Origin of the sequence: Adhaeribacter rhizoryzae (genome assembly GCF_008629685.1) — a bacterium.
Classification (GTDB): Bacteria; Bacteroidota; Bacteroidia; order Cytophagales; family Hymenobacteraceae; genus Adhaeribacter; species Adhaeribacter rhizoryzae.
In genome coordinates this window covers 392,379-415,084 of record NZ_VWSF01000002.1, presented here as the reverse complement: position 1 = coordinate 415,084, position 22,706 = coordinate 392,379, and the positions used below count along the sequence as shown (strand labels likewise).

General features: G+C 41.7%; 21 protein-coding genes. 14 read left to right on the top strand and 7 right to left on the bottom strand.

Translation table 11 applies throughout. The features are described 5' to 3' along the window. Nucleotides 1-71 precede the first annotated feature (71 nt). Nucleotides 72-1,112, top strand: a complete 1,041-nt coding sequence (locus F0145_RS04770) for an aldo/keto reductase (protein ID WP_150087153.1) — start codon at nucleotides 72-74, stop codon at nucleotides 1,110-1,112. A gap of 525 nt (nucleotides 1,113-1,637) precedes the next feature. On the opposite strand, the gene hrpB is transcribed toward F0145_RS04770, so the two are convergent. Continuing rightward, nucleotides 1,638-4,088, bottom strand: coding sequence for an ATP-dependent helicase HrpB (gene hrpB, locus F0145_RS04765; protein WP_150087152.1), 2,451 nt, complete (start codon nucleotides 4,086-4,088; stop codon nucleotides 1,638-1,640). A gap of 884 nt (nucleotides 4,089-4,972) precedes the next feature. Here hrpB and F0145_RS04760 point away from each other — a divergent pair. Next, nucleotides 4,973-6,814, top strand: coding sequence for a prolipoprotein diacylglyceryl transferase family protein (locus F0145_RS04760; protein WP_150087151.1), 1,842 nt, complete (start codon nucleotides 4,973-4,975; stop codon nucleotides 6,812-6,814). A 174-nt stretch (nucleotides 6,815-6,988) separates the two neighbouring features. Here F0145_RS04760 and F0145_RS26090 read toward each other — a convergent pair whose 3' ends face one another. Then, entirely contained in the window at nucleotides 6,989-7,135 is a 147-nt protein-coding gene (locus F0145_RS26090) for a hypothetical protein (RefSeq protein WP_190277472.1), read from the bottom strand. Between the two features lie 315 nt (nucleotides 7,136-7,450). Between F0145_RS26090 and F0145_RS04755 the strand changes: the two genes are divergently transcribed. From F0145_RS04755 to F0145_RS04730, 6 genes are read left to right on the top strand one after another with little or no spacing between them, the layout of a single operon-like run. Next, nucleotides 7,451-7,972 carry a hypothetical protein gene (locus F0145_RS04755; RefSeq protein WP_223815817.1) on the top strand — a complete coding sequence of 174 codons (522 nt, stop codon included), beginning with the start codon at nucleotides 7,451-7,453 and terminating at the stop codon, nucleotides 7,970-7,972. Beyond that, complete coding sequence (locus F0145_RS04750; protein WP_150087150.1) at nucleotides 7,965-8,657, top strand: nucleotidyl transferase AbiEii/AbiGii toxin family protein; 693 nt, start codon at nucleotides 7,965-7,967, stop codon at nucleotides 8,655-8,657. The genes F0145_RS04755 and F0145_RS04750 overlap by 8 nt, the downstream gene beginning before the upstream one ends. Next, the gene (locus tag F0145_RS04745; RefSeq protein WP_150087149.1) at nucleotides 8,657-10,357 is read left to right on the top strand and encodes a restriction endonuclease subunit S; all 1,701 of its coding nucleotides are present in this window, start codon (nucleotides 8,657-8,659) and stop codon (nucleotides 10,355-10,357) included. Before F0145_RS04750 ends, F0145_RS04745 begins: the two co-directional genes overlap by 1 nt. Further along, complete coding sequence (locus tag F0145_RS04740) at nucleotides 10,344-11,954, top strand: AAA family ATPase (RefSeq protein WP_150087148.1); 1,611 nt, start codon at nucleotides 10,344-10,346, stop codon at nucleotides 11,952-11,954. Before F0145_RS04745 ends, F0145_RS04740 begins: the two co-directional genes overlap by 14 nt. Continuing rightward, nucleotides 11,951-12,847: a hypothetical protein gene (locus F0145_RS04735; RefSeq protein ID WP_150087147.1), complete on the top strand. Its 897-nt coding sequence runs from the start codon at nucleotides 11,951-11,953 to the stop codon at nucleotides 12,845-12,847. Before F0145_RS04740 ends, F0145_RS04735 begins: the two co-directional genes overlap by 4 nt. A 7-nt stretch (nucleotides 12,848-12,854) precedes the next feature. Then, on the top strand, nucleotides 12,855-14,285 hold the full coding sequence (locus tag F0145_RS04730; RefSeq protein ID WP_150087146.1) for a type I restriction-modification system subunit M: 1,431 nt from the start codon (nucleotides 12,855-12,857) through the stop codon (nucleotides 14,283-14,285). A gap of 161 nt (nucleotides 14,286-14,446) precedes the next feature. Here the strand turns inward: F0145_RS04730 and F0145_RS26495 are convergent, their stop codons facing one another. The 4 genes from F0145_RS26495 to F0145_RS04715 all read right to left on the bottom strand — a co-directional run bounded on the left by F0145_RS26495 (nucleotide 14,447) and on the right by F0145_RS04715 (nucleotide 16,143). Continuing rightward, entirely contained in the window at nucleotides 14,447-14,572 is a 126-nt protein-coding gene (locus tag F0145_RS26495; RefSeq protein ID WP_223815816.1) for a hypothetical protein, read from the bottom strand. Nucleotides 14,573-14,809: 237 nt separating this feature from the next. Beyond that, nucleotides 14,810-15,046 (bottom strand): hypothetical protein, encoded by a 237-nt coding sequence (locus tag F0145_RS26490; protein ID WP_223815814.1) that lies wholly within the window; start codon nucleotides 15,044-15,046, stop codon nucleotides 14,810-14,812. A 12-nt stretch (nucleotides 15,047-15,058) separates the two neighbouring features. Then, on the bottom strand, nucleotides 15,059-15,385 hold the full coding sequence (locus F0145_RS26485) for a Crp/Fnr family transcriptional regulator (protein ID WP_223815813.1): 327 nt from the start codon (nucleotides 15,383-15,385) through the stop codon (nucleotides 15,059-15,061). 251 nt (nucleotides 15,386-15,636) lie between these two features. Next, entirely contained in the window at nucleotides 15,637-16,143 is a 507-nt protein-coding gene (locus F0145_RS04715; RefSeq protein WP_150087145.1) for a cupin domain-containing protein, read from the bottom strand. Nucleotides 16,144-16,239: 96 nt separating this feature from the next. Here F0145_RS04715 and F0145_RS26480 point away from each other — a divergent pair, with 96 nt between their 5' ends. From F0145_RS26480 to F0145_RS04690, 5 genes are all read left to right on the top strand, one after another. Further along, nucleotides 16,240-16,521 (top strand): hypothetical protein, encoded by a 282-nt coding sequence (locus tag F0145_RS26480; protein WP_150087144.1) that lies wholly within the window; start codon nucleotides 16,240-16,242, stop codon nucleotides 16,519-16,521. Between the two features lie 105 nt (nucleotides 16,522-16,626). Further along, a complete protein-coding gene (locus F0145_RS26475; protein ID WP_150087143.1) occupies nucleotides 16,627-16,821 on the top strand; it encodes a GH32 C-terminal domain-containing protein in 195 nt (64 codons plus the stop codon). Nucleotides 16,822-17,185: 364 nt separating this feature from the next. Further along, a complete protein-coding gene (locus F0145_RS04700) occupies nucleotides 17,186-17,620 on the top strand; it encodes a helix-turn-helix domain-containing protein (RefSeq protein ID WP_150087142.1) in 435 nt (144 codons plus the stop codon). Then, the gene (locus tag F0145_RS04695; RefSeq protein ID WP_150087141.1) at nucleotides 17,617-18,315 is read left to right on the top strand and encodes an IS630 family transposase; all 699 of its coding nucleotides are present in this window, start codon (nucleotides 17,617-17,619) and stop codon (nucleotides 18,313-18,315) included. The genes F0145_RS04700 and F0145_RS04695 overlap by 4 nt, the downstream gene beginning before the upstream one ends. Nucleotides 18,316-19,042: 727 nt before the next feature. After that, nucleotides 19,043-19,624 carry a 2'-5' RNA ligase family protein gene (locus F0145_RS04690; protein WP_150087140.1) on the top strand — a complete coding sequence of 194 codons (582 nt, stop codon included), beginning with the start codon at nucleotides 19,043-19,045 and terminating at the stop codon, nucleotides 19,622-19,624. Nucleotides 19,625-19,828: 204 nt separating this feature from the next. Here the strand turns inward: F0145_RS04690 and F0145_RS04685 are convergent, their stop codons facing one another. Beyond that, a complete protein-coding gene (locus tag F0145_RS04685) occupies nucleotides 19,829-21,007 on the bottom strand; it encodes a M48 family metalloprotease (protein ID WP_150087139.1) in 1,179 nt (392 codons plus the stop codon). A gap of 624 nt (nucleotides 21,008-21,631) precedes the next feature. On the opposite strand from F0145_RS04685, the gene F0145_RS04680 reads away from it, so the two are divergent. Further along, nucleotides 21,632-22,564: a DUF808 domain-containing protein gene (locus tag F0145_RS04680; RefSeq protein WP_150087138.1), complete on the top strand. Its 933-nt coding sequence runs from the start codon at nucleotides 21,632-21,634 to the stop codon at nucleotides 22,562-22,564. The last annotated feature ends 142 nt before the right edge of the window (nucleotides 22,565-22,706 follow it).

The window sequence follows — 22,706 nt, the reverse complement described above, 5'->3', positions numbered from 1 at the left end:
TGTGCTATTATTTCTGCGGATAATTCCGCTACCCAAAGAAATATTTAATCCGAAAACAACAAAACAAAACTATGGAACACAGACAACTAGGCGCATCGGGGTTATTTGTACCGGTATTAAGTTTTGGTACGGCTACTTTTGGCGGCGGTACCGATTTTTTTAAAGCCTGGGGCAGCACCCAGGTAGCCGAAGCCACCCGGATGGTAGATATTTGTATGGAAGCCGGCGTTAATTTCTTCGATACGGCCAATACTTATTCGCAGGGTTTATCCGAAGAAATATTAGGGAAAGCCATTGCGGGTAAACGGGATAAAATGATTATTTCTACCAAAGCAACCTTCCCGTTTGGCGAAGGGCCTCATAACCAGGGTTCCTCGCGATGGCACTTAATTAAACAAGTGGAAGGCAGCTTAAAACGCCTGGGCACCGATTACATTGATATTTACCACATGCATGGTTTCGACGGCAATACGCCCGTAGAAGAAACCCTAAATACTTTAAACGGGCTGGTGCAAAGCGGCAAAGTGCGCTACCTGGCAGCTTCTAATTTTTCGGGCTGGCATTTAATGAAGTCGTTGGCCGTTTCGGAAAAATATGGCTGGAGTCGCTATGTAGGCCACCAGGTGTATTATTCTTTGGCGAACCGGGAATATGAGTGGGAACTGATGCCTTTGGCCCTGGACCAGCAGGTAGGCGGTATTATTTGGTCGCCGTTGGCCGCCGGACGCTTGGGCGGTAAATACCGGCGCAACCAACCTTTACCGGCAGAAAGCCGCGTCGCGCAAGGCGGCAGCCCGGTACCCCAGGCGGTGGTAAACGAAGAAGTGTTCTACAATACCTTGGATGTAATGGATGAGATTGCCGAAGAAACCGGTAAAACCGTGGCCCAAGTAGCCATTAATTGGCTGCTGCAACGCCCTACCGTTGCCAGCATTATTATTGGTGCCCGCAACGAAGAACAACTCCGGCAAAATTTAGGCGCTCTTGGCTGGAACCTAACCGTGGAGCAAGTAAAAAGGCTCGATAAAGCCAGCGAAGTGCCCCCCATTTACCCGTACTGGCACCAACGGCAAAACACCAAACTCAACCCACTGCCAAAATTTTATAAGTAAAATATTTAACGAATTAAATATTGCCGACTATCGCGAGCGTCTCGCTCGTGAGGTTTTCTTCCGGCCTCTGGCCGCTTAATCTTTTGTTCATTATCACCGGCCTGTCTCCCGACAGGCCGCTTTTTTGTAGCCCGTTATTAACACCGGGTAAATCCTCCCCTACCCCCTCCAAAGGGGGACTTTGGGCTATTGTGGATTGATAGGTCGTCTTTTTGTAGTTGGCGTTTGTTGAAGAAAAGCCGAAAGGTTGGTTAGGAGAGGTGTAAGGGGGTAGTAAAATAGGATCCTTATTAAAATATTAACTCTGAAAATCCTTATTCCAACAATGCTGCGTAAAGAAAAACACAAAAGCCGCCTTAGGAAACGCATTAGCGGTAAAAGCCCCATCAGCCTAGTCCCCCTTTGGAGGGGGTAGGGGGAGGATTTTCACCCAAATACCAACAAATTGCCGATTACAACGGAATATTTTACCTCCTATTTTTACGCCCCCTACTCTCCTTTCTCCCACCTTGTATAAGAAAATAACTACTTTCCTCCCTCCTCCAGCCAATTCACCTTCGGATATTTAGCTGCTAATTCCGGACGAAGTACCGAGTAATCTTCGCGCCAGAAACGATTAATATCTATAACTACCGCCAGTGGTTTTAAATCAGGGGTGAGCAGGTGGAGTTCTACGGGCATGTCGCCGGCATCTACGTGGGGATGCTCGGTCCAGCCAAGTACGTCTTGCAGCCGGATTTCGAGGCGCGGCGGGGCGGCGTTGGGCTGATAGTCCAGTTCCATTCCGGAGCCGTCGGGCAGCACGATAGTAGTTGGCGCCAGTTGTTCCAGACGGGCTTTTTTATCCACATCTAATTGCTTTTGTAATATTGGTAGTAACTCGATTTCCCGGAGGTCTGCGGGTACTTCCACGTCGGTGAGGTAAGGCCGGAGCCATTCGGGGTTGGTCATAAGCAAAGTGGGCGTACTCACGTCAGGCCAGGCTTCCTGGGGACGCCACTTGCGCAGACTCAGTACCCGGCGCTGCCATTGCGTTACGGCTTCGGAAAAATTCAGCAGTTGTTCTCCTTCTTTTTTAATCGCTTCCATAATGGCGGGTACCCGGTGTTTATCGTCGGGGGGTGGCAGGGGTTTGCTTTGCAGCACGATGGAGCCGATGCGCAAGTCGCGGGTCGCGGTGAGTTCGCCGTCGGTAGTATCCCAGGTAACCACATCCTGCTGTTTCACGAGCGGGGCCAGGTCGCGGGGATTCAGCGGCGAGGCCAGGAATATTTTACCCATGCCCTGCCGGGCATCGAGTTGGGCCACGGCCAGCCAGGGCTCGTGCGCCAGATCGTCGCGGTGACCGGCCTGGGCGTAGCTGCCGTTGGCAAGCTGGAATTGCGCGTTGTTGCCGGGGCGGGCGTAAGCAATGCGTTCGGGGTAACAGTGGGCCAGCAGCACGCCGGTTTCATACGGGTCTACGGTACCATTATCCAATGAAATATTAAATAGCCGGCGGTACGAAGCAGCAATCTTTTCTATTTTTTTCAACGCTTTGCCACCTACGTTTTCCTGCCGGTACCGGCCCAAGGCTTCTACCCTTAAATTTAGATCAATGCCGGTATCGCGGGGCAGCGGGTCGCGCTCTTCCAGCACGGCGGCAATATCGGTGGCTAAAGGCAACTGACCAGTTTCTTCGGCTTTGAGCAGCATGTGGGCGATGCGCGGGTGGGTAGGCAGCGCGTGCATTTTTTCGCCGTGGGGCGTAATGCGGCCGTTCTCCAGGGCGTGCAACTGGTGCAGCGTATCGGAAGCTTGTTGCAAAGAGGCGCGCGGCGGCGGGTTCAGCCAGGTTAAACTCCTTATATCGATAATGCCCCAGCGGGCCATATCCAACACCAGCGGCGCCAAATCGGCTTCCATTATTTCGGGGGTGCGGTGGGGTGTCAGGCGCTCGTGGGCAGCAGCGGTCCAGAGGCGGTAACAGGTACCGGGCCCCAAACGGCCGGCCCGGCCGGCGCGCTGGTCGGCGGCGTCTTTGGAAATACGGATGGTTTCGAGGCGCGACAAACCCGAATTCGGGTCAAAGCGCGAAGTCTTACCAAAGCCCGTATCTACTACTACTGTTATGCCCTCAATGGTTAAGCTGGTTTCGGCAATAGAAGTCGCCAAAACTACTTTGCGTTTGCCCTGACGGTCGGGCATCAGGGCGGCGTATTGCTTGCCTGGCGGCAGCTTGCCAAATAACGGGTGAATGGCTACGTCGCGCACCTGCCGCCGTAAAATACCCTCCACCTTTTTAATGTCGCCTTCGCCGGGTAAAAACACCAGCACGTCGCCGGTTTTTTCGCGCAGGGCCCGCTGCACGGCCCGGGCGGTCATTTCGGGCAAGAGCATTTCATCGAGTTCGCCGGCATAAATAGTCTCTACCGGGTATTGCCGGCCCATGCTCTGGGCCACCGGGGCTTTTAGCAAAGTAGTTAACGTGGGCATATCCAACGTGGCCGACATCACCAAAATGCGCAAATCGGGCCGGCGGGTAAGCTGGGCTTCGTGGCACAAGGCCATGGCTACATCGGCGTGGATGCTGCGCTCGTGAAATTCATCGAATATTACCAAGCCTACCCCCGATAAAGCATTATCCGAATGAATCATGCGGGTTAAGATGCCTTCAGTTACCACCTCTATGCGGGTTTTAGCGGAAATCTGGTTCTCGAAACGAATACGGTAACCGACGGTCTGGCCTACCTCCTCACCCAGTAAAAACGCCATGCGTTCGGCAATGGTACGGGCGGCTAAGCGCCGGGGCTCCAGCATTATTATTTTCTGGCCGGTTAACCAGGCTTCTTCAAACAAAGCCAGCGGCAGCAAAGTACTTTTACCCGCGCCCGGCGGCGCGTTTACTATCAGCGTGTTTTTAGCTGATAACTGTTCTTTTACTGCGGGTATTATTTCCCGAACGGGTAAGTCTATGTTAAATGGGTTGAAAGGCAAGGGAATTAACTTTTGTACAGTAGATAATTACGTAAACCAGTAAGGTTTAAACCGGGCAAATATCGGTAATTCTTTTGGGTTTGTATTGGTTCGCTCCTATTGCGGTGGGCTGTTTGGTATTGGCTGCTGGTAATGGGGAGAAATTTCTTTTGATTAGGGTTAAACGTTGGTGTTTTTCGGTAAGTCCTCCCCCTACCCCCTCCAAAGGGGGACTTACCGGTAATGCAGCTTTATACGAAAATGCTTTTAAAGGAGGTTTTCTCAGATAATTTGCTAACGGGTTGCCCAACCGGCGCACAGTTAACTACAACCAGATTAAAGGTTATTTCCCTATCCGCTAACCTCAATAAAGGCTAATATTTTAGCCCAGACTGCGAACGCTAACGCCCCAGAACCACACGGATTGCGAACGTCCCCCTTTGGAGGGGGCCAGGGGGAGGATTGCCGGGTAAACCCGAATTATTATTCTTTTTAACCGAACAGAATATCTAATCCAACAACTAACTACTATTATAAATAATTGAGGAGATTGCACCAATTATCACCAACAGCAAACCATTTACAACCTAAAATATTCAAATAAAAAACTAGTATAATACAATTAAATTATATATATTTATTTACGCCCTTACTGCTAATTAATTACCAACTAAATAATTACCCATTTTTCTCTAAAAGAGCCAATACTCGGAAGCTTAGCCTATAACCAACCGGCTATAATAGCTGGCAGTTGGTTGTGGGTGTAAATAAGAGCGTTCCAACTTGCTTATTTAGGAAGGGTAGATTTCCTGTAAAAGAGGAGATTACCAGGGCCGCCCCAATCAGCTAAGCATAACCGTTTGTTTACCCTTACCCGATAGTTTAAAATTTTAAAACCCATCACCATGAATACGCTGCTGTTTATTATTACTGCCAACGGGGGTTTTTACTACGACCTGTTTTATTTGCTGGCTTTTCTGGTGGGGTATATTTTGCTGATTTGGATTGGCGTTAAACAGCAATACAACCTGGCGGTTTGGCTGTTGGTATTGGCGGCGACGCGGTTGCTGTTTATTCTGGGCACCAAACTGTTTTCGTTTTCGGGGCAAGAGTGGCAGGTGCTGCTGAACCAACATTATTTACCGCCGGCTACGGGCAAAACATTGCTGGGCGGCTTGCTGCTGGTAAGTGTGGGGTACTTTGGTATTAAAAAACTACTTCGGCTAAAAACCGAAACCCTCGATGCTTTTGCCCTGGTTATTCCGTTATCGATTACGTTACAGCGGCCGGGCTGTTTTTTAGCGGGCTGCTGCTACGGCAACGTGACAACGGTGCCCTGGGGCGTGCAATATTTACCCGGCACGCTGCCGCATTACCACCAGTTTCAGGCCGGGTTAATACAAGCGCCGGAATTATATTCGTTGCCGGTGCATCCTACGCAATTGTACGAAGCCCTGAACGGCTTGCTGGTGGTGGGCATTTTACTGTTGGTACGGCGGTATGTTAAAGCTCCTGGCAATTACCTTACGCTATCTTTTATTCTGTACTGTTTCTTCCGGTTTTTCAGCGAGTTTATGCGGTCGCCGCTGGCCCATGCCAACGGAGGCACGATGGTGGGCGGACTGATAAAAATACAATGGTGTTTGCTGGCGGCTATTTTGGGGTTAAGCGTTTTATTTATCTTCCGCGAAAAATATACCAAACCAACGTCGGCCACCAACCAGCCGCCGGCTATGGCGGTAATGCTGATGCTGTTAGCGGGCCTGGTAGGCATTACCTGGGGGTTGCGCAACTGGCTTACGTTTATCGAGCTGCTGGCCATTAACATGGCCCTGGTGCCGGCCGTGGTGTTTGTAAGCATATATTTTTTCCGGCATATATTTTTACCGCCGTTCCGCTGGCTGGCGCTGGGCATTTTAGTGTTGCCTTTGTTACTCATGAGCCAGACCTTGCCCCCTGCGCCCGAAGGCGCGCAACCCGATAAAAATAAAATCAGTTCGTTTAGTTCTTTTAAAGTGGGCTTTGCTACCGGTAAGTACCAGAACGACCACTCCGTAATTCTGAGCCGGGGCACCGACCCCAACAGTTCCTGTGATGATCAGAGTATTACCAAATATTACCAGCAAAAATATACCCTGCAAGGGGCCGGTTACGCTTATACCAAAAAAAGAGAAGATACCGAAGTAACCTACGGCCTGAATGCGTTTGCGGGTAAACACCAGGAAACAGAAGTCCCCGACAACATCACCTTTAAGCAACCGGTAAAAACCACCTTATTCGGGGTAAACCCTTATATTAGTTATAATGCCAAATGGGTTGGTTTGGGCGGCGGTTTGGTAGTAGGCAATTTACTAATCTCCCGCGAAAACCAGGACAAAGAAGGCACTAAGCCGCCTACCTCAGCCAATATTAAAACACCTATATACCCGCAGGCCTCTATCCGGGTAGGCCCTATCCGGTATTTTTTTATGGATTACCAACTAGCCCAGCAGTTTCCTTCGGCTTTACCGGGTTTGCGGCACCAGTTAGGGGTTGGCAGCGGCTTTGGCCTCCGGAACGGCAGTTTTTTACGGGGTGGCATAACGGGCATGGATGATAAATTTGTGAGCGGCCAAATTATATTGCAAAACCGGATAGTGCTGGAACCGCTCTACCTCTGGGGCACCTCACATACCCCCTACGAAAGAAGCCAGCGCCAATTTTCTTTGGGTTTGCATTATCGGTTTAACTACCAGGGAGGCAAATAAAATTGGGGGTTGGATCAACAAACATTTCAGCTTTATTAAACCTAGTCAACTGTACAGAACTTACGGTTTGGCCTATCTTTCCGGCCATCTTTACTCCATGTGTTTGGTTAGCTTGTGGCCGGCTATGCGCCGGAGTTCCAGCACAACTATTTTCTACCCGGTTAATCAGGTTTATTAAAAAATAGTCAGATGCAGCAAGGTACTTTTTTCGACTCCCGGCGACGCGTTTACAATCAGCGTGTTTTTAGAAGCAACTTGTTCTTTTACTTCGGGTATTAACTCACGGCAGGGTAAGTCTATTTGGAATGGGTTGAAAGGCAAAAGAATATTGCTTACAAATTAATTATAGGCAAATTTATAGACTTTTGCTGATTTTAATGATATAACCATGCTTAAACTTAACAATATTGCTCTTATTATAGCTTTTCATGATTATTCTACTTTGGAGTATATTATATTTTAGTAATTCATGAATAGGCTTATAATACTCTTAATACATAAGTTATTAATACCTGCCATATATTTATCTTGATGAACTTAATGAGTTATTAATAAATAAGGTTAATGAACCTATTGCTAATAGAGATAATGATAATAAATTTGCGATTCGCGAATCGCGAATTAAGAATAGTAATAATGAAGAAGCATAATGGAATGCGGCCGCAGGATATTGTAGTGTTGCTAAAGATAGTAGCATACAATAATAAAGAATGGCGTAATATTGATGTAGCTCATGATATTCATATAAGTCCTTCTGAAGTCTCTGAAGCATTAAACAGATGTAAGATTGCCGGACTTATTGATTCTAAAAAAAGGAAAGTAAATCTTAATTCCTTCTATGAGTTTATTATATACGGTTTAAAGTATGTTTTTCCTGTCGAACCAGGTGCAGTTGTTAAAGGAGTTCCTACTGCACATTCTGCATCGCCTATAAAAGATTATATTGCAGCAGGTAACGATATCTATGTTTGGCCTTATGCTAAAGGTACTGTTCGTGGACAAGCTATTGAACCACTTTATAATACTTTACCTCAAATTGTACAGCAAGATGATATATTTTATGAGTTACTAGCTATTGTAGATACTTTCCGAGTAGGCCGGGTACGGGAAATAAATATTGCCACAGAAGAATTAAAGAAACGATTGCTAAATGACTAATACTAATATTACAATGCTACAAACTGTTGCAAACGGTTTAGGAGATTTAAAAAATGAAATGGTTTTTGTAGGAGGTGCCGTAGCTGAATTATATGCGGAAAACCCGGCTATATCTGATATTAGGCCAACAATCGATGTAGATTGCGTAATCGAATTAAGTTCCAGAATAGCACATGTGCAACTGGAAGAAGATTTAAGGGCAAGAGGATTTACAAACGATTCCTCCCCTGGAGCCCCTATTTGCAGATGGATATATAAGGGAGTAATAGTAGATGTAATGCCAACAGACGAAAAAGTATTAGGCTTTAGTAATAAGTGGTATCCGGAAGGGATTGAAACGAAAATAGTAAAAAAACTGCCAGACGAAACAGAAATAGCTGTATTTTCTCCGGCCTATTATATAGCTGCAAAGTTAGAAGCCCATAAAAATAGAGGTGGCAAGGATTTGAGACAAAGCCACGATTTTGAAGATATTATATATATCTTGGATAACTGCCCAAACATTTTAGAAGACATTACCAATTCAAGTAATACAGTAAAAATGTATTTAAAAGGAGAATTTACAAGCTTATTAAATAATAAAAATTTAACAGAAGGAGTTGAAAGTGCTTTACCGTATGGCTCAGGAGAAGAAGCTACTGATATTATTTTGGAACTAATACAAGGTATTGCAGAGATTCAATAATGGAGCAAAAGGAACATTTAGATAATTTACCTAAAGGTTGGGTATGGTCAAATATTTCAGAGTTATTTATAATCATTGGAGGTGGAACACCTTCAAAAAAGCACGCAAGATATTGGGGAGGAGATATCAAATGGGCCTCAGTTAAAGATATCAAATCACAATTTATAACAGAAACAATTGATAAAATCACGAATGAGGGATTAAAGCAAAGCAATACAAATCTTGCAAGTAATGGGGATATAATTTTAGTAACAAGAATATCTCCGGGCCAAGTATCAATAGCAAAGGACAAAATTTCTATCAATCAGGACTTAAAAATTTTAAAGCTTTTCGGAGGGGTAATTCCATCTTTTGTATATTTTTTAATTAAAACTAATAATCAAAAGTTTATTTCAAAGGCAAGTGGTACAACAGTAAAAGGTCTGAAAGTATCGGATCTTAACAAGATTAAACTTCCATTACCTCCAATAAAAGAACAAAGTAGAATTATTATCAAAATAGAAGAACTTTTCAGTGAAATAGATCATGCTCATAAAAATTTACAAAAGGCGAAGGATGATTTATATATATATAGACAGAGCGTATTAAAAAGTGCCTTTGATGGGAAATTAACAGCTAATTGGAGAACATTTAATACATCTGCAAATGCGCTGGATGAATTACAGTCAATTCAAAAAGAAAGACAAAAGGAATATAACCTGAAAATAAAACAGAAGCAAAATAAAAAACCAAAAGCTGATTACGATTTTGTATTTGAGCAAGATACTGAAATATCCACATGGGCAAATGCTAAGCTTGAGAATCTAATTGACATAAACGCCCGAATAGGTTGGCGAGGATTAACACAAAAAGAATATACTAGAGAGGGTCCCCTATTTCTTTCAGTACATGCATTAAACTATGGCAAAAACGTAGTTTTTCATGAAGCAAATCATATCACACAGGAAAGGTATGATGAAAGTCCTGAAATAAAATTACAAGTTAATGATATACTGTTATGTAAAGATGGAGCCGGAATAGGGAAAGTAGGAATAATCAATCATTTACCTGCAGATGCTACTGTAAACTCATCCTTATTAGTTATAAAAGCACGAGAAGCATTTAATCCGACCTTTTTGTATTATTTCTTCACTGGCCCAACAATACAGAAACTTGTAAATGAAAAAATTTCAGGAAGCGCGATTCCTCATTTATTTCAAAAAGATATCAAAAACTTTAATTTAAAAGTACCTCCAATTGAAGAGCAAAATAAAATAGTTGAAATACTAGAAACAAGATTCACTTTAATTGAAAACCTTGAAAAGGTAATAAATAAAAGTTTAAAGGATATTGAGTTATTTAAACATTCAACACTTAAAAAAGCTTTCGAGGGGAATTTAGTAAATCAAGATGCATTAGATGAACCTGCAAATATTTTATTAGAACGGATTAAGATTGAAAAAGAGGCATATCTAAAAGCACAAAAAGAAGCAGAAAAATCAAAGCCTAAAAAGGAAAAGCTTATGGAATCAAAGAAAATAGTTTTAAATATTCTTAAAGAAGCTGAAAGACCAATTTCGGCTTTAGAACTTTGGCAATCATCAATACACGAAGATGATGTGGAAAGCTTTTACAATGAGATAAAGAATATTTACAGCCTAATAACTGAATATAAACAGGAAACTGAATCATTTTTAACCCTAAATAATGAAGATAGATAAAGTTCATATAAAAGGAGAATTCAAAAACTTAAAAGATTTTTATTTTGAATTTGATCAAGATGCAACAGAGACAGTTCTATTAGGCTTAAATGCAACTGGTAAATCTAATTTCATGGAAGCCCTGGTAATTATTTTCCGGGACTTAGATTTAGAAACCCCTCCAAAGCTTCAAAAGAAAGGACAAACATTAGAGTATTACATAAGATATAATTGTAGAGAAAAAAATATAGAAATAGAATATTCGGTCAGAGATGGTTATACTTTTATTGTTGATGGAGAGAAACTACGCTCTAAAAATCAATTCTTTAAAAATAAGAATACTTATTTACCTAGCCATGTATTTGTCTATTATTCAGGATTAAGCGAGCGGCTAAAATCATTATATGCAGAACATAAGCTTTTGCAATTTAAAAAAATGATGACCCCAGGACTGAAATACGAAGACTTTAATGAAATGCCCCGAATATTTTTAGTAGAGCCTATACATGCAAGTTTAGCACTAATAGCCTTTTATTTATTTCCAGAAAGAGAAAATGAAACTATAGAGTTCCTGAAAAACGAATTAAACATAGTTGATTTTGGTTCTGCTTTATTCATGCTAAAACAGCCTAATTGGTCAAAGTCTAGGCAAGGAGACGAAAGATTTTGGCATACTAATGGGCTAGTCAGAAGGTTTATTGAAGATTTATGGAATTTCGCTATTGCGCCTATATTTTTCAAAGAAACTGTTAAAGGCGCATTAAATAAAAGAGAATCTCTTCAAAGATTATTTTTATTCATTAAAGACAAAGCCACATTTAGTTCTTTAGTTGAGATGAAGATGTATAAAAGCAAAATACCTTTGTTTAATGCATTATGCAGTTTACACTATTCAGAATTAGTTGATGACCAAGATGTAAGGATTAAAGTTGTGAAAGAAAATATTCCTGGAGAGCTTGTAATGGGAGAATTGAGCGAAGGGGAAAAACAATTAATAACTGTTCTTGGGCTATTAAAATTCACTAAAGACGATGAAGCACTAATCTTATTAGATGAGCCAGACACACATTTAAATCCATTATGGAAATGGAAGTACCTCGAATTTTTAAATAATGTTGTTCATAAATCTGATAAAACTCAGGTTGTGTTTTGTACGCATGATCCATTAGTTATCGGAAGCATGGATAAAAAGCAGGTACGGGTATTTAAAAGAAATAATAAATACGAAACAACAGTTATTGAACCTGATGTAAGTCCTGAAGGAATGGGTGTAGCAGCAATATTAACCAGCGAACTGTTTGGACTACCTACTATTCTTGATAAAAAAACACAAGAAAAGCTTAACCGGAAAAGGTATTTACAAGGCCGCTTAATGCGAGACGCACTTAGTAATGTTGAAAATGAAGAATACCAAAAACTAAAGTTAGAATTAGAGGAGTTTGGGTTTTATGAAGAAGTTGAGGATAAATGGTTTAAATATTATTTGGCTGAGATGTCGAAATTAGACGCTTTTGAAAAAACAGAATTATCGGAAGCTGAAAAACAGATGCTGGCAGAACAAAGTGCAAAAGCTGCAGATCGTGTTTTGAAGTTAATGGAAAAGGATGGATTAAGATGAGGGTTATAAATCTCGATCAATTAGAAGAAGTATTTGATAGTCTAAACGGAAACAGGAAAGGAAGTTTCGATACTTGGCTTGAGAAAGCTGAAAAATGCTTAGAAGAAATCAGGTCTATGAGTAAGGAAGATAGAAGTACATATTGGTCTCGTAATAATATTTGGAGAGAATTGTACCCAGCCCTCTCAAAGCTGTCCGGTCATAAATGTTGGTACTCAGAAGCTCCTGAAAATTCTAGTGAATGGGAAATTGATCATTACAGACCCAAGGCAGAATCAAGATCTGAAGAAGGAACAATTGTTAGGGAAGATGGTTATTGGTGGTTATCATATAAATGGGAAAATTTTCGCTTGGCAGGTTCATTAGTCAACAAGCTTAGAAAAGATAGATTTGATTCAAATGGGGAAGTTTATGGAAAAGGCAGCTTTTTCCCACTAGAAACTGAAGACATTGCTCAACCCGAAGATGAAGATTGCAACTGTGAAAGGCCATTGCTAATTGATCCAATTAAACCAAGGGATGTTACTTTAATATCTTTTGATAAAAATGGAGATCCTTTCCCAACCTATAATGAAAATGAAAGCAAGTTCTATCATAAAAAAGCTATGCTTTCGATTAAATATTATGGTTTAGACCACAAACCTTTATCTAGAGGTCGAAGAAAGATTTGGGCTAACTGTGAAATGGTAGTAAAAAAAGCCCATAATTATATAAAAAATAATATAAATGACCCTGTAAGAAGGGATGAAAAGATTGACGAATGTTTTTTACAATTGTCCAAATACTCTAGATATACAGAACCATATTCTATGATTGTTAGAAATTTCGTAAAGGAAAAATTAAAGGATAAGGAGTATAGCTGGCTCAAAGAAGTTGAACGCGTTTTAGTCTAAGCAGATTATGGAAACCAATATATTAGTAGCAAAAATCTGGTCATTTTGTGATACCCTTAGAGACGACGGGCTCGGGTACGGTGATTATTTGGAACAGCTTACTTTTTTGCTTTTTCTTAAAATGGCAGATGAGAAGAAATCACAATACAACTTACCTAAAGGTTGTACCTGGCAAGTACTAAAATCTGGAACTCAAATAATAGAAACATATGAAAAAATCTTAAAGACCCTTGCAAACTCTGGCGGAATGCTGGAGAAAATATTTGCCGGAGCTCAAAATAAAATTCACGACTCTGTAAAACTCAAAAAGTTGGTAAAACTTATTGATGAAGAGAACTGGTCAACAACAGACACAGATATAAAGGGAGATATTTATGAATCGTTGTTGCAAAAAAACGCAGAAAGTAGTGGTGCCGGCCAATATTTCACACCACGCTCAGTAATTACGGCTATGGTTGATTGTATACAACCAAGACCTAAAGAAACTATTGCTGATCCGTCTTGTGGTACTGGAGGCTTTTTTCTTGGTGCTTTACAATATTTAAAGCCTTCTATTTCAACAGTTGAAGAGTCTAACTTTTTAAAGTTTAAAACCTTTCATGGTTGGGAGATTGAAAAGTCCACGGCTCGTTTATGTTTAATGAATCTTTTCCTTCATGGAATTGGCGATTTAAAGGAAACTCCTGATATCGAGGTAACAGATAGCTTAAAAAGAAAAAATGGGCAGGTTGAGGAAGATGAAAAAGTAGATATAGTTTTAGCTAATCCACCATTTGGTGTCAGTAGTAGCGACATTCCTACCACTGATGAAAAACAAGCAGCTAAAGATGGTTATTTTTTAAGAAAGGATTTTTGGGTTACAACTAGTAATAAACAACTGGCATTTCTACAACATATTGTAACTATGCTTAAAGATGATGGTCGGGCTGCAGTAGTACTTCCTGATAATGTTTTATTTGAAGGTGGTGCAGGTGAAACCATACGGAAAAAACTTTTGGAAGAAACGGATCTACATACAATTTTAAGACTTCCGACAGGAATTTTTTATGCTCAAGGAGTAAAAGCCAATGTGCTCTTCTTCGATAAAGGAAGAAAAACAAAAGAAATATGGTTTTACGATTATCGTACAAATATTAGACATACACCTAAAAAGAATCCATTACGTTCCGAACATTTATTTGATTTTGTAAAAAATTATCAACCAAATAATCGGGTTGAAACCTGGAATGCTGAGACTGAAGATGGACGTTGGCGAAAGTATAGTTATGAAGAGATAATTACTAGAGATAAGACAAACTTAGATATTACCTGGCTTAAAAATGAGAATCTAATAGATTTAGAAAATCTACCAGAGCCAGATGTTTTAATAGACGAAATAATTGAAAATATAGAAAGTGCTTTAGCCAGTTTTAGAACAATTAAGGAAAATATAGAATAATTTTTCAAGTATTTCTCTACATACTATAAGTTAAAATTTGTTTTTAATCCTACTCCAAGTTACCGCTTCGCTCAAATTTGGAGTATAGCCTTTTTTAACAAAACTACCTAAGTATTAAAACAAAGAACAGCAAAACAAATTTTGCTTTGGCTGCCATTACCTCATTTCTGACAATAAGAATCTCGCGGTACTTCTTTGTGGGTGCTAATGGCAATTCGGTTCCAGGCATTTAATAAAAAAAGCCGCTGGGTGGTTTCGCCGTGTTTCAGGGCGTCTTTGGTGTGCATATCAATACAAAAGGCACAGCCGTTTATTTGCGAAGCCCTTATTTTTATCAGCTCTTTGTGGTTTTAGATAATGCGGTGCCGGCCAGGTAAGTTTCCAGCCCCATCAGGGCTTTGCCCGCCAGGGGTTGGGTGGCCAGAATGTCGATGCGCTTTTCCATTGGTTTTAAGTTTTTATGGGTATTAATTTTATGATGCACCAAAGGTAGGCAACGCGCACCCCAAAAAACTTAAACTGGTTTAAGAACGCTTTTTACTTCTGATTTCGCTTAGGTACTCCGGGGTAAAACCTAAAAAAGAGGCGAGTAAATATTGCGGTATGCGCTGCACAAAGTCCGGGTAATGGTCCAGGAAATGGTAAAACAATTCTTCGCGCGACAAATCGTATAAGTATTTAATGCGCATTTGCGAGGCGGCATAGGCACGCTGGTAAATCATCCGGAAATATCGCTCCAGTTTGGGGTGCTGGTGCAGCAAGGCTTCCTGCGCCTAGTAATTAATACACAATAGTTCGGCGGGTTCTACGGCTTGTATAAAAAATGCGCTGGGCAGCTGCTTTTCGTAAGCAATATTATCGGTGAGCCACCAGTTTTCGATGGCAAATTCGGTGGTTTGTTCTACGCCTTTCTCGTTTATAAAAAATTTACGGAGGCAGCCTTTCAACACAAAATAATGGTGCTTACACACCTCTCCGGCCGTTAGCAAATTTTCTTTCTTGCGCACCTGCATCGGTTCAAAATACCCGCAAACGTCCGTAAATTCTCCGGGGCTTATGGTTATAAATTTATCTAAGTGGTTTTTAAATATTCCTGACATGGCAAATGGCTTAGGCTACCTAAAACTAGAAATTAAATGCACTTGGTAAAATAGTTTCGGGCTGGCTGCGCCCCACCTGTTGCAAGTTTAGCTATAGCGTAATTGGTGGCTTTTTAACAGCCAATTTTTAACTAGCGCAGGTTGAAAACCAGCCAATATTTCTACTTCTGTATACCGCCGCGCGCAATACAAAAGTATTCTTTATGCTTATGCTCGTGAACGGAGATTATTCTTAACCTAAACCCTAAATGTCAGCGGCACAACCGATTTATTAATTCGCTTTGCTCCGGGTATAGCGGCCCTAAGTCTTTTGCTTTAGCCATCTCGAAATCCCTAAAATCGAAACCCGGCGCTACCGTACAGCCCACCAGCGCAAACGTTGTTCCGGGCGCGGGCTCCGAAGCAAACCAGGCACCCGCCGGTACCACTGCCTGAAAAATTTCGCCGTTCGCCAGGTCCGGGCCCAGTTGCAGGCGGGTGTACTGGCCGCTGGGGTCCAGCACATGAATATAAAGCGGCCCGCCGGCGTAAAAATGCCAGCCTTCGTCGCTTTTAATCCGATGAAAAGCCGAAAACTCCCCGGCTGGCAATAAAAAATAAATAGCCGTGGCAAAACTCCGGTTGCCGGTGGTTGGCCCAAAACGCGCGGGTAAACCGGCGTTGGGAATATTTTCAGTAGCCCGGTAGGTTTCGCGGTAATATCCACCTTCGGGATGCGGTAATAAATTTAAGTGTTGTATGTAATCCTGGGCAGTCATCGGCAAAAAGGTTGGGTAATATTTTACCCCGAAAGAAAAGCATAATTTGGGTGTTTGCGGTATGGCCGCTGTAAAATATTTTAAACCGGCTGCCGGTTGTTCCCTTATTATGCGGCTGGTGGTGGGTGGCGCATCCAGTTGGGCTGGGGCCGCATTCCGCAACCCGGTATGCCGTTTAACAACCTAATGTTACTGCCCCCCGAACTTACTTTACGCACCACTAAAAGCGGCGTGCGCCTGTTTAGCGTGCCGGTAAAAGAAATTGAAGCTTTATTTACCAAAGTACAACAAGCCCAAAACCTCACCCCCGCCCAAGCCAGCCAGCAACTGCAAGCTTTTAACGCCTCCGACCGCCTGCGCCTGAAAACCACCATCTAGCTCAGCCACGCCACCAGTGCCGGCCTCAACCTGTTCGGCCAGTGCCTCCTCGATTACGACCTGAATGCTAACCTAGTAAACGGCATTTTTTACTCACCCGAAAACATGACCAGCACCGAAATTACCGCCGACATTTACCTCGACCGCACCTCCGTAGAAGTTTTCATCGACGGCGGTGCCTACTCCTATTCCATGGCCCGCAAACCTGACAGTAAAAACAAAGAAGGTTTCCATTTCTGGGGCAATCATATTCAAGTCAAAAACCTGGAAGTTTATTCGGTAAAATCTTTCTGGAAGTAGCGGTTTAGTAGTTAATGGGTGCTCTTGTGGGTTGTGGTTAGGCTGGTAAGTTCTGGTTTGATTGAAGTAGGAATACTTTTAGGAGGTGCGGGCGTTTAGGTAGTTGTTCTGCGGCATTTGGTTGGGCAGCGGTAGTTGTCCTCCCCCTACCCCCTCCAAAGGGGGACAGCTCCGGGCTAGCTTTTTAAGATATTTAACTGGTATTGCCCTGCAACTACTTTTACTCGGAGGTTCTAGCATTAATATTCCTGTGCTGCTTTTACTTAGCCTTTTATAGTTTGTTATATTTAGCTAGTGCTCTACCAATTTAATTTCTAGAACTAAAAGTAAAATAATTACCTTCTTAAAAAAAGCAGGAGGCAAGATGAGCAAGCTAAAAGCAAAGATACAGTTAAGTGCAGCCGAAGTAGCCAGGCTGCAGTTATTGGTACACAAGGGTAAACATTCAGTAAGAAAGATTAAACGAGCCCAAATACTTCTCCAGCTCCATGATGGGAAGAAACATATAAGTGTTGCAGAAGCAGTAGGCGTAAGCTTGGCTACAGTATATAATATTCACGACCGCTATTTGGCCGGCCAGCTAAATGCTTTGGAGGAAAAGGCTCGTGCTGGTCAGCCACGGAAAGTAACCCCGTCGGTAGAAGCTGCCGTGACCCGTATTGCCGGTAGCGAATCTCCGGAAGGAAAGGCTCGCTGGACTGTATCCCTGATAAATGCGCGGATGGTAGAGCTGGGTCATGCACTAAATGATGAAACAGTCCGGCTAATCTTAAAAAAAGCAAGCTTAAGCCTTGGCTGAAGAAGCAGTGGTGCATTGGTAAGCTAGACGGGCAGTATTTAGCCAATATGGAGGATGTGCTGGATTTATATGCACAGGAGCCGGCCTTTAGGAAGGCAAGAATCTGCTTTGATGAAAGGCCTTGTCAGCTGCTGGGGCAAGTAGTAGCTCCTTTGCCCATGAAAGCTGGAAAGCCAGAAAAGCAAGACTATGAGTATACCCGCCAAGGTAGAGCTGTTATTCTCTTAGCCTATGATATAGATACCGGACAGCGGTATGTTCAGGTAAGAGAGCAGCGCACTAAAAAAGATTATGCCGAGTTTATGGAGTGGCTGGCAAAGGCGCATTATTCACAGGTAGAACAAATCGAACTGGTGCAAGATAATTTGAATACGCACACCTATGGCGCTTTCTATGACCATTTGCCTGCTGAGCAAGCAAGAGCATTAGCTCAGAAGTTCAACTTTCATTTCACTCCTAAGCATGGTAGCTGGCTTAATATGGCCGAGATAGAATTTTCCTCCTTAGCCCGTGAGTGCCTGGATAGAAGAATTGAAAGTGTAGAAAGGCTCCAGCAAGAGGTCGTGGTCTGGAGTGAAAACCGTAATGCTAAAGCTACTAAGATTCATTGGAGCTTTACGGTGAATACAGCCAGACTAAAGATGCTCAGCCAGTATGCAGATGTAAATGAAGCCAACTCCACTTATAATAATTAATTTGGTAGAGCACTAGTTATATTTTACCTAAGTGTGTTTCTGTGGCATTAGCTACGCTTAACTAGAGGTTACTCCAATATATTCATCTTTTACAAAACAATTTGCTACAAAACCACAACTGATAAATTATCATCAGCCCAAGTCCCCCTTTGGAGGGGGTAAGGGGGAGGATTACTTATCCTGCTCCAACAATACCTCCTGCGTACACGGTTTATTCAGCTTCCACTATAATTGCTTCCTCCAAAAACTACAGCACAGCAAAGCTTAACATTTTATATCAGCTTTAGCAGAATTGCTGCTTACAGCCGGTCCAACAACTTTAACTATTTACTGTAGTGATGATTCGTGTTCCAATCTAAAATTCTTACCCTCAAAAATAAGAACATCGATGTCTTACAACTAATAATGTTAGTAAATACATTATTTGTCTGAATTAAATATTTGCTAATTTTGGAAGCATTATAAATATTATTGCCTATTATCTAGGATAAACATTTAATATTTGTTTCTAAAACCTTGCTGCAAGTATTAAAACTAAAAATAATAGTAAAAAAATATTTAAGATCGCTAAAAATAGACAAGCTTTCTGTCTGGTTTAAATACAGGGCAAACATGCAGGCTTATAAGGTTCTATTTGATTGAACACAGTTTACCAAAAAGAATGCCTTAAGACTTAAAAGTCGAAAGCTGATTTATTTTCTGAATAATCTAAAATCTAAAATTCCACATGCGAGCAGAATATTTACTCATTATTTCACCTTCAACTTCTGTTAGAGATGTAGTACTCTATTTAAAGAAGCAACTCGGTAATAAAATAAATGATTATCCTGGCCGCTACTCTCAACCTCATATTTCCATTTTATGGGTTGAGCTAGATGATAGTCTGGAGCATCAATTATTCAGTTCGTTATTTAAGATATTAGCTTTGGAAAGCCCGATAGTCTTAACCACTAATGGTATTAAATATTTCCCTTCAAGTAAAACCATATATCTGGGAATTGAAGAAACTAGTTCGTTCGAGCAAATGAGCAGGAACATCGGGAAAAGTTCTTTTATAGTTGGTTTGCCAGCAGAGTTCAGAAGTTCAACGTATGTACCGCACCTTACTATTAATAGGAATTTAGAGCACAGCTTTGATTTTGCCCGCGATTATTTTGGAGAATATTCTTATAAAGAAAGCTTTACGGCTTCTTCTGCTCTTTTATTGAAAAGATACGATGGCGGCAGGTATTTTCCGGTGCAGGAATTTCCTTTTTGCGCAGTACTTTCGGGGCAGCTTCCCATGTTTACACCACCTATCTACGTTTAATAGCAGCAGCAGCTTATAACTTTTATTCACTGTCTTTTGAGCTTATACCTAATTTAAAGGCGGCTGGCATCTTTAAAATTACTGCTACCATTGTTAAATGGCATGCGCGGGAATAAATATTTATTATGGGGTAATTTAATAAAAAAAGGGTGAATATTTATTCACCCTTTTTTTTGCTTCTGCTATTAACAGCCGCTACTATTATTACTTTACCAACTTAGGTAATTGGGCTTCAAACAATACGGCAAATTCCTGGGCCGATAAAATATGACCTTGTTTTTGTGCACTGTTAGCTAAATTATAAGCCCATTGGGCTGCAGCAATTCTTTGGGTAGGAGTACCGTGGTGGCTGGTGCTGGTAAAAGAACAATCGCCAATATTAAAAAATACCTGCAAGAATTGTTGTACCCTTTTCCACTGCATAGCTGCCCCTCTGGCATGCGACAAATAATAAGCAGCGTACGCATCGGCCATTAGTTCGGTCCGGCGGGTAGCTTCGGGCGTTCTAGGACCAGCGGTAAACAAGTTTAAATCAAACTGAATGTGATGGGCAAACTCATGCGCCAAAATGGCCTGTGGTGCAATATCAGCGAAGCCAACGGCGGCAAAAGAATCCATAATACCATCGCCCATAATAATTTTGTCTGGGATTATACCATAACCAGGTAAATTAAACCCTTGCTGGGCAAAAGCATTATAAGTAAAAATAGGGTGATTGCCCTTGCGGTATTGCGGGAATGCATCAACTAAGGCTAATACAAAATCGGCATAAAATGCGGCATCTTCTTCGTTCATACCATAAGCGGCAGTATAAGTTCTGATAAGTTTATCGCGATCCTGTAACATGTTGCCGTGCATGGCCGCCATAATAATATTATCAGATTCGATATTCCAAAAGCGCTTTAAATCTTTAAAGGTTTTGGTTAGCCGTTGCGTGTACTCGCCATTTACCCCATAATATTGGTTTTCGGAACTGTTCTCGAAAACCAAGGCATCGTAAGTAGGTAAATTAAGCATATCCAAATCAATGGCATAGTTAATAACCGTCCGGTTCCAATCGGCAAGTTGCTGGTCTAGCCAAATATTGGTGGGCGTATTATCGTTGCAAGGAGTAGGGGCAATAGCATTAATGGCCCGCTGCGCCATTTCGCGGTACTGTTGGTCGGTGGTGATTAAAAGATTTGAACCTTGTTTTAGTTGCTTGGCAGCATCGGCCGGCAACGCAGCCCGCAACTTGGCCAGATTTTCCTGGGCAGCTACCGAAAGCTGCGAATTTTGTTCTGTTGCGGTAGGCGTAACTGAAAGATCAGACTCTGTTTTACAACCATTTAATAAAATAAAAGAACAGGCAATTGCTGCCGTAAAAAGTTTAAGCTGTTTCATGTAGTTTGCTGGTAATCTAAATAAAGTTAAAAAAGTTAAAAAAAAATAATAGGGTGAAAAATTTTAGATAAAAGGTAATTATTTACATATGCTTTTTAAATATTAAGTTAAATAAAATATTCGGGAGCATAATTTAATGAATAATTTTTAATTACTTGGTTTTAAATATAATAATTTAAACAAATTTTTCAAAAATCTTATTCCAGCAGAGCTGTTGCATCAATTTTCAAGATTGTATTATGCTCATTCTCAACCCATTTGCGAAACCAGAATGGCTTTAATTAATTATTAAAATAATTATAACAACTATCTTAATTTTGCATTTAATTTTTAATAATCAGGACAGGCAGTATGGGAACTTATACAAATCTGGTTTAAGCTTAGTTCCTGTTTTGGGCTGGCTTTTGAAATAGCTGTTAAATTTTTAAGCAAGGTTATGCCGGATTAGCTTTTAGTGGTTAATGGCGCAAAGCCTAATTGCGGCCTACGCCGTATAGGCTTACAAAACTAACTTGTTAATCAAAAGAGCGCTCCCTATCTTAGAGCCCGGCTGCAATAAGTTAAAACAAGCGCTTACTAAAATAAATTATTCCTAACTCCTTAAATTAACATAAAGAATACCTAATGGCTTCCGGACTACTTGCTTTATTAGATGATATATCGGCCCTTGTAAAAGTTAGTGCGGCCAGCCTCGACGACGTGCCCACGCAAGTTGCCAAAACTACGGGTAAGGTATCGGGTATTGTAATCGACGATACCGCCGTTACGCCTAAGTACGTAGTTGGCCTGGACCCTTCGCGCGAGCTCACCATTATTTGGCAGATTGCTAAAAAATCGCTCATTAATAAAATTGTTTTTTTAAGTCCGGCAGCGCTCTTGCTCGGGTTCTTTGCGCCCTGGGCCATTCAGCCTATTTTAATGCTGGGTGGTGCTTATTTGTGTTTCGAAGGCTACGAAAAGGTGCATTCTATGTTTAGCCACCACGCCGAAGAACACCCGGAAAGCGAGGAAATAGAAGTAATTACGCCCGAGGAATTGGAAAAAGAGCGGGTTACCAGCGCCGTGCGTACCGATGTTATTTTATCCGCAGAAATTATGGCCATTGCTTACAGCCAGGTAACCGGCCAACCTTTGGTAAACCAGATAATTGTGATGCTGGCGGTAGCGGTATTTATTACGGCGGCCGTTTATGGGTTTGTGGGCTTAATTGTAAAAGCCGATGATTTTGGCGTGCACCTCGCCAAAGGGAAAAATAGCCCAACGGTGCAGAATATTGGGCGCGGTATTGTAAAGTTTATGCCCAGCTTTTTAAAAATATTGGGTTATGTGGGTACGGCCGCCATGTTATGGGTAGGCTTTGAAATTATAACCCACGGCGTGCCATTTCTGCATCATTTGCTCGAAAATATTGAACATGCGCTCGCGGGTGTACCTATTCTGGCCTGGTTAGCGGTGGTGGTGCTTTGCTTAATTGGCGGCCTTATTTTGGGTTTTATTATTGAAAAAATAGTGGCGCTGGTACGGAAAATATTAAAAAAACAACCGCAGAAAGTTTAAGCCGGCATAATGCCCTGGTTATAATTTTTTGCGCTGTAAGGCAATAATAAAGAAAGGCGCTGTTGCGCCTTTCTTTATTATTGCTTTGTTCGTTGCGGTACCTGTACGTATCGGGCCGGCCCACTGATGAGTTGGTATAAAT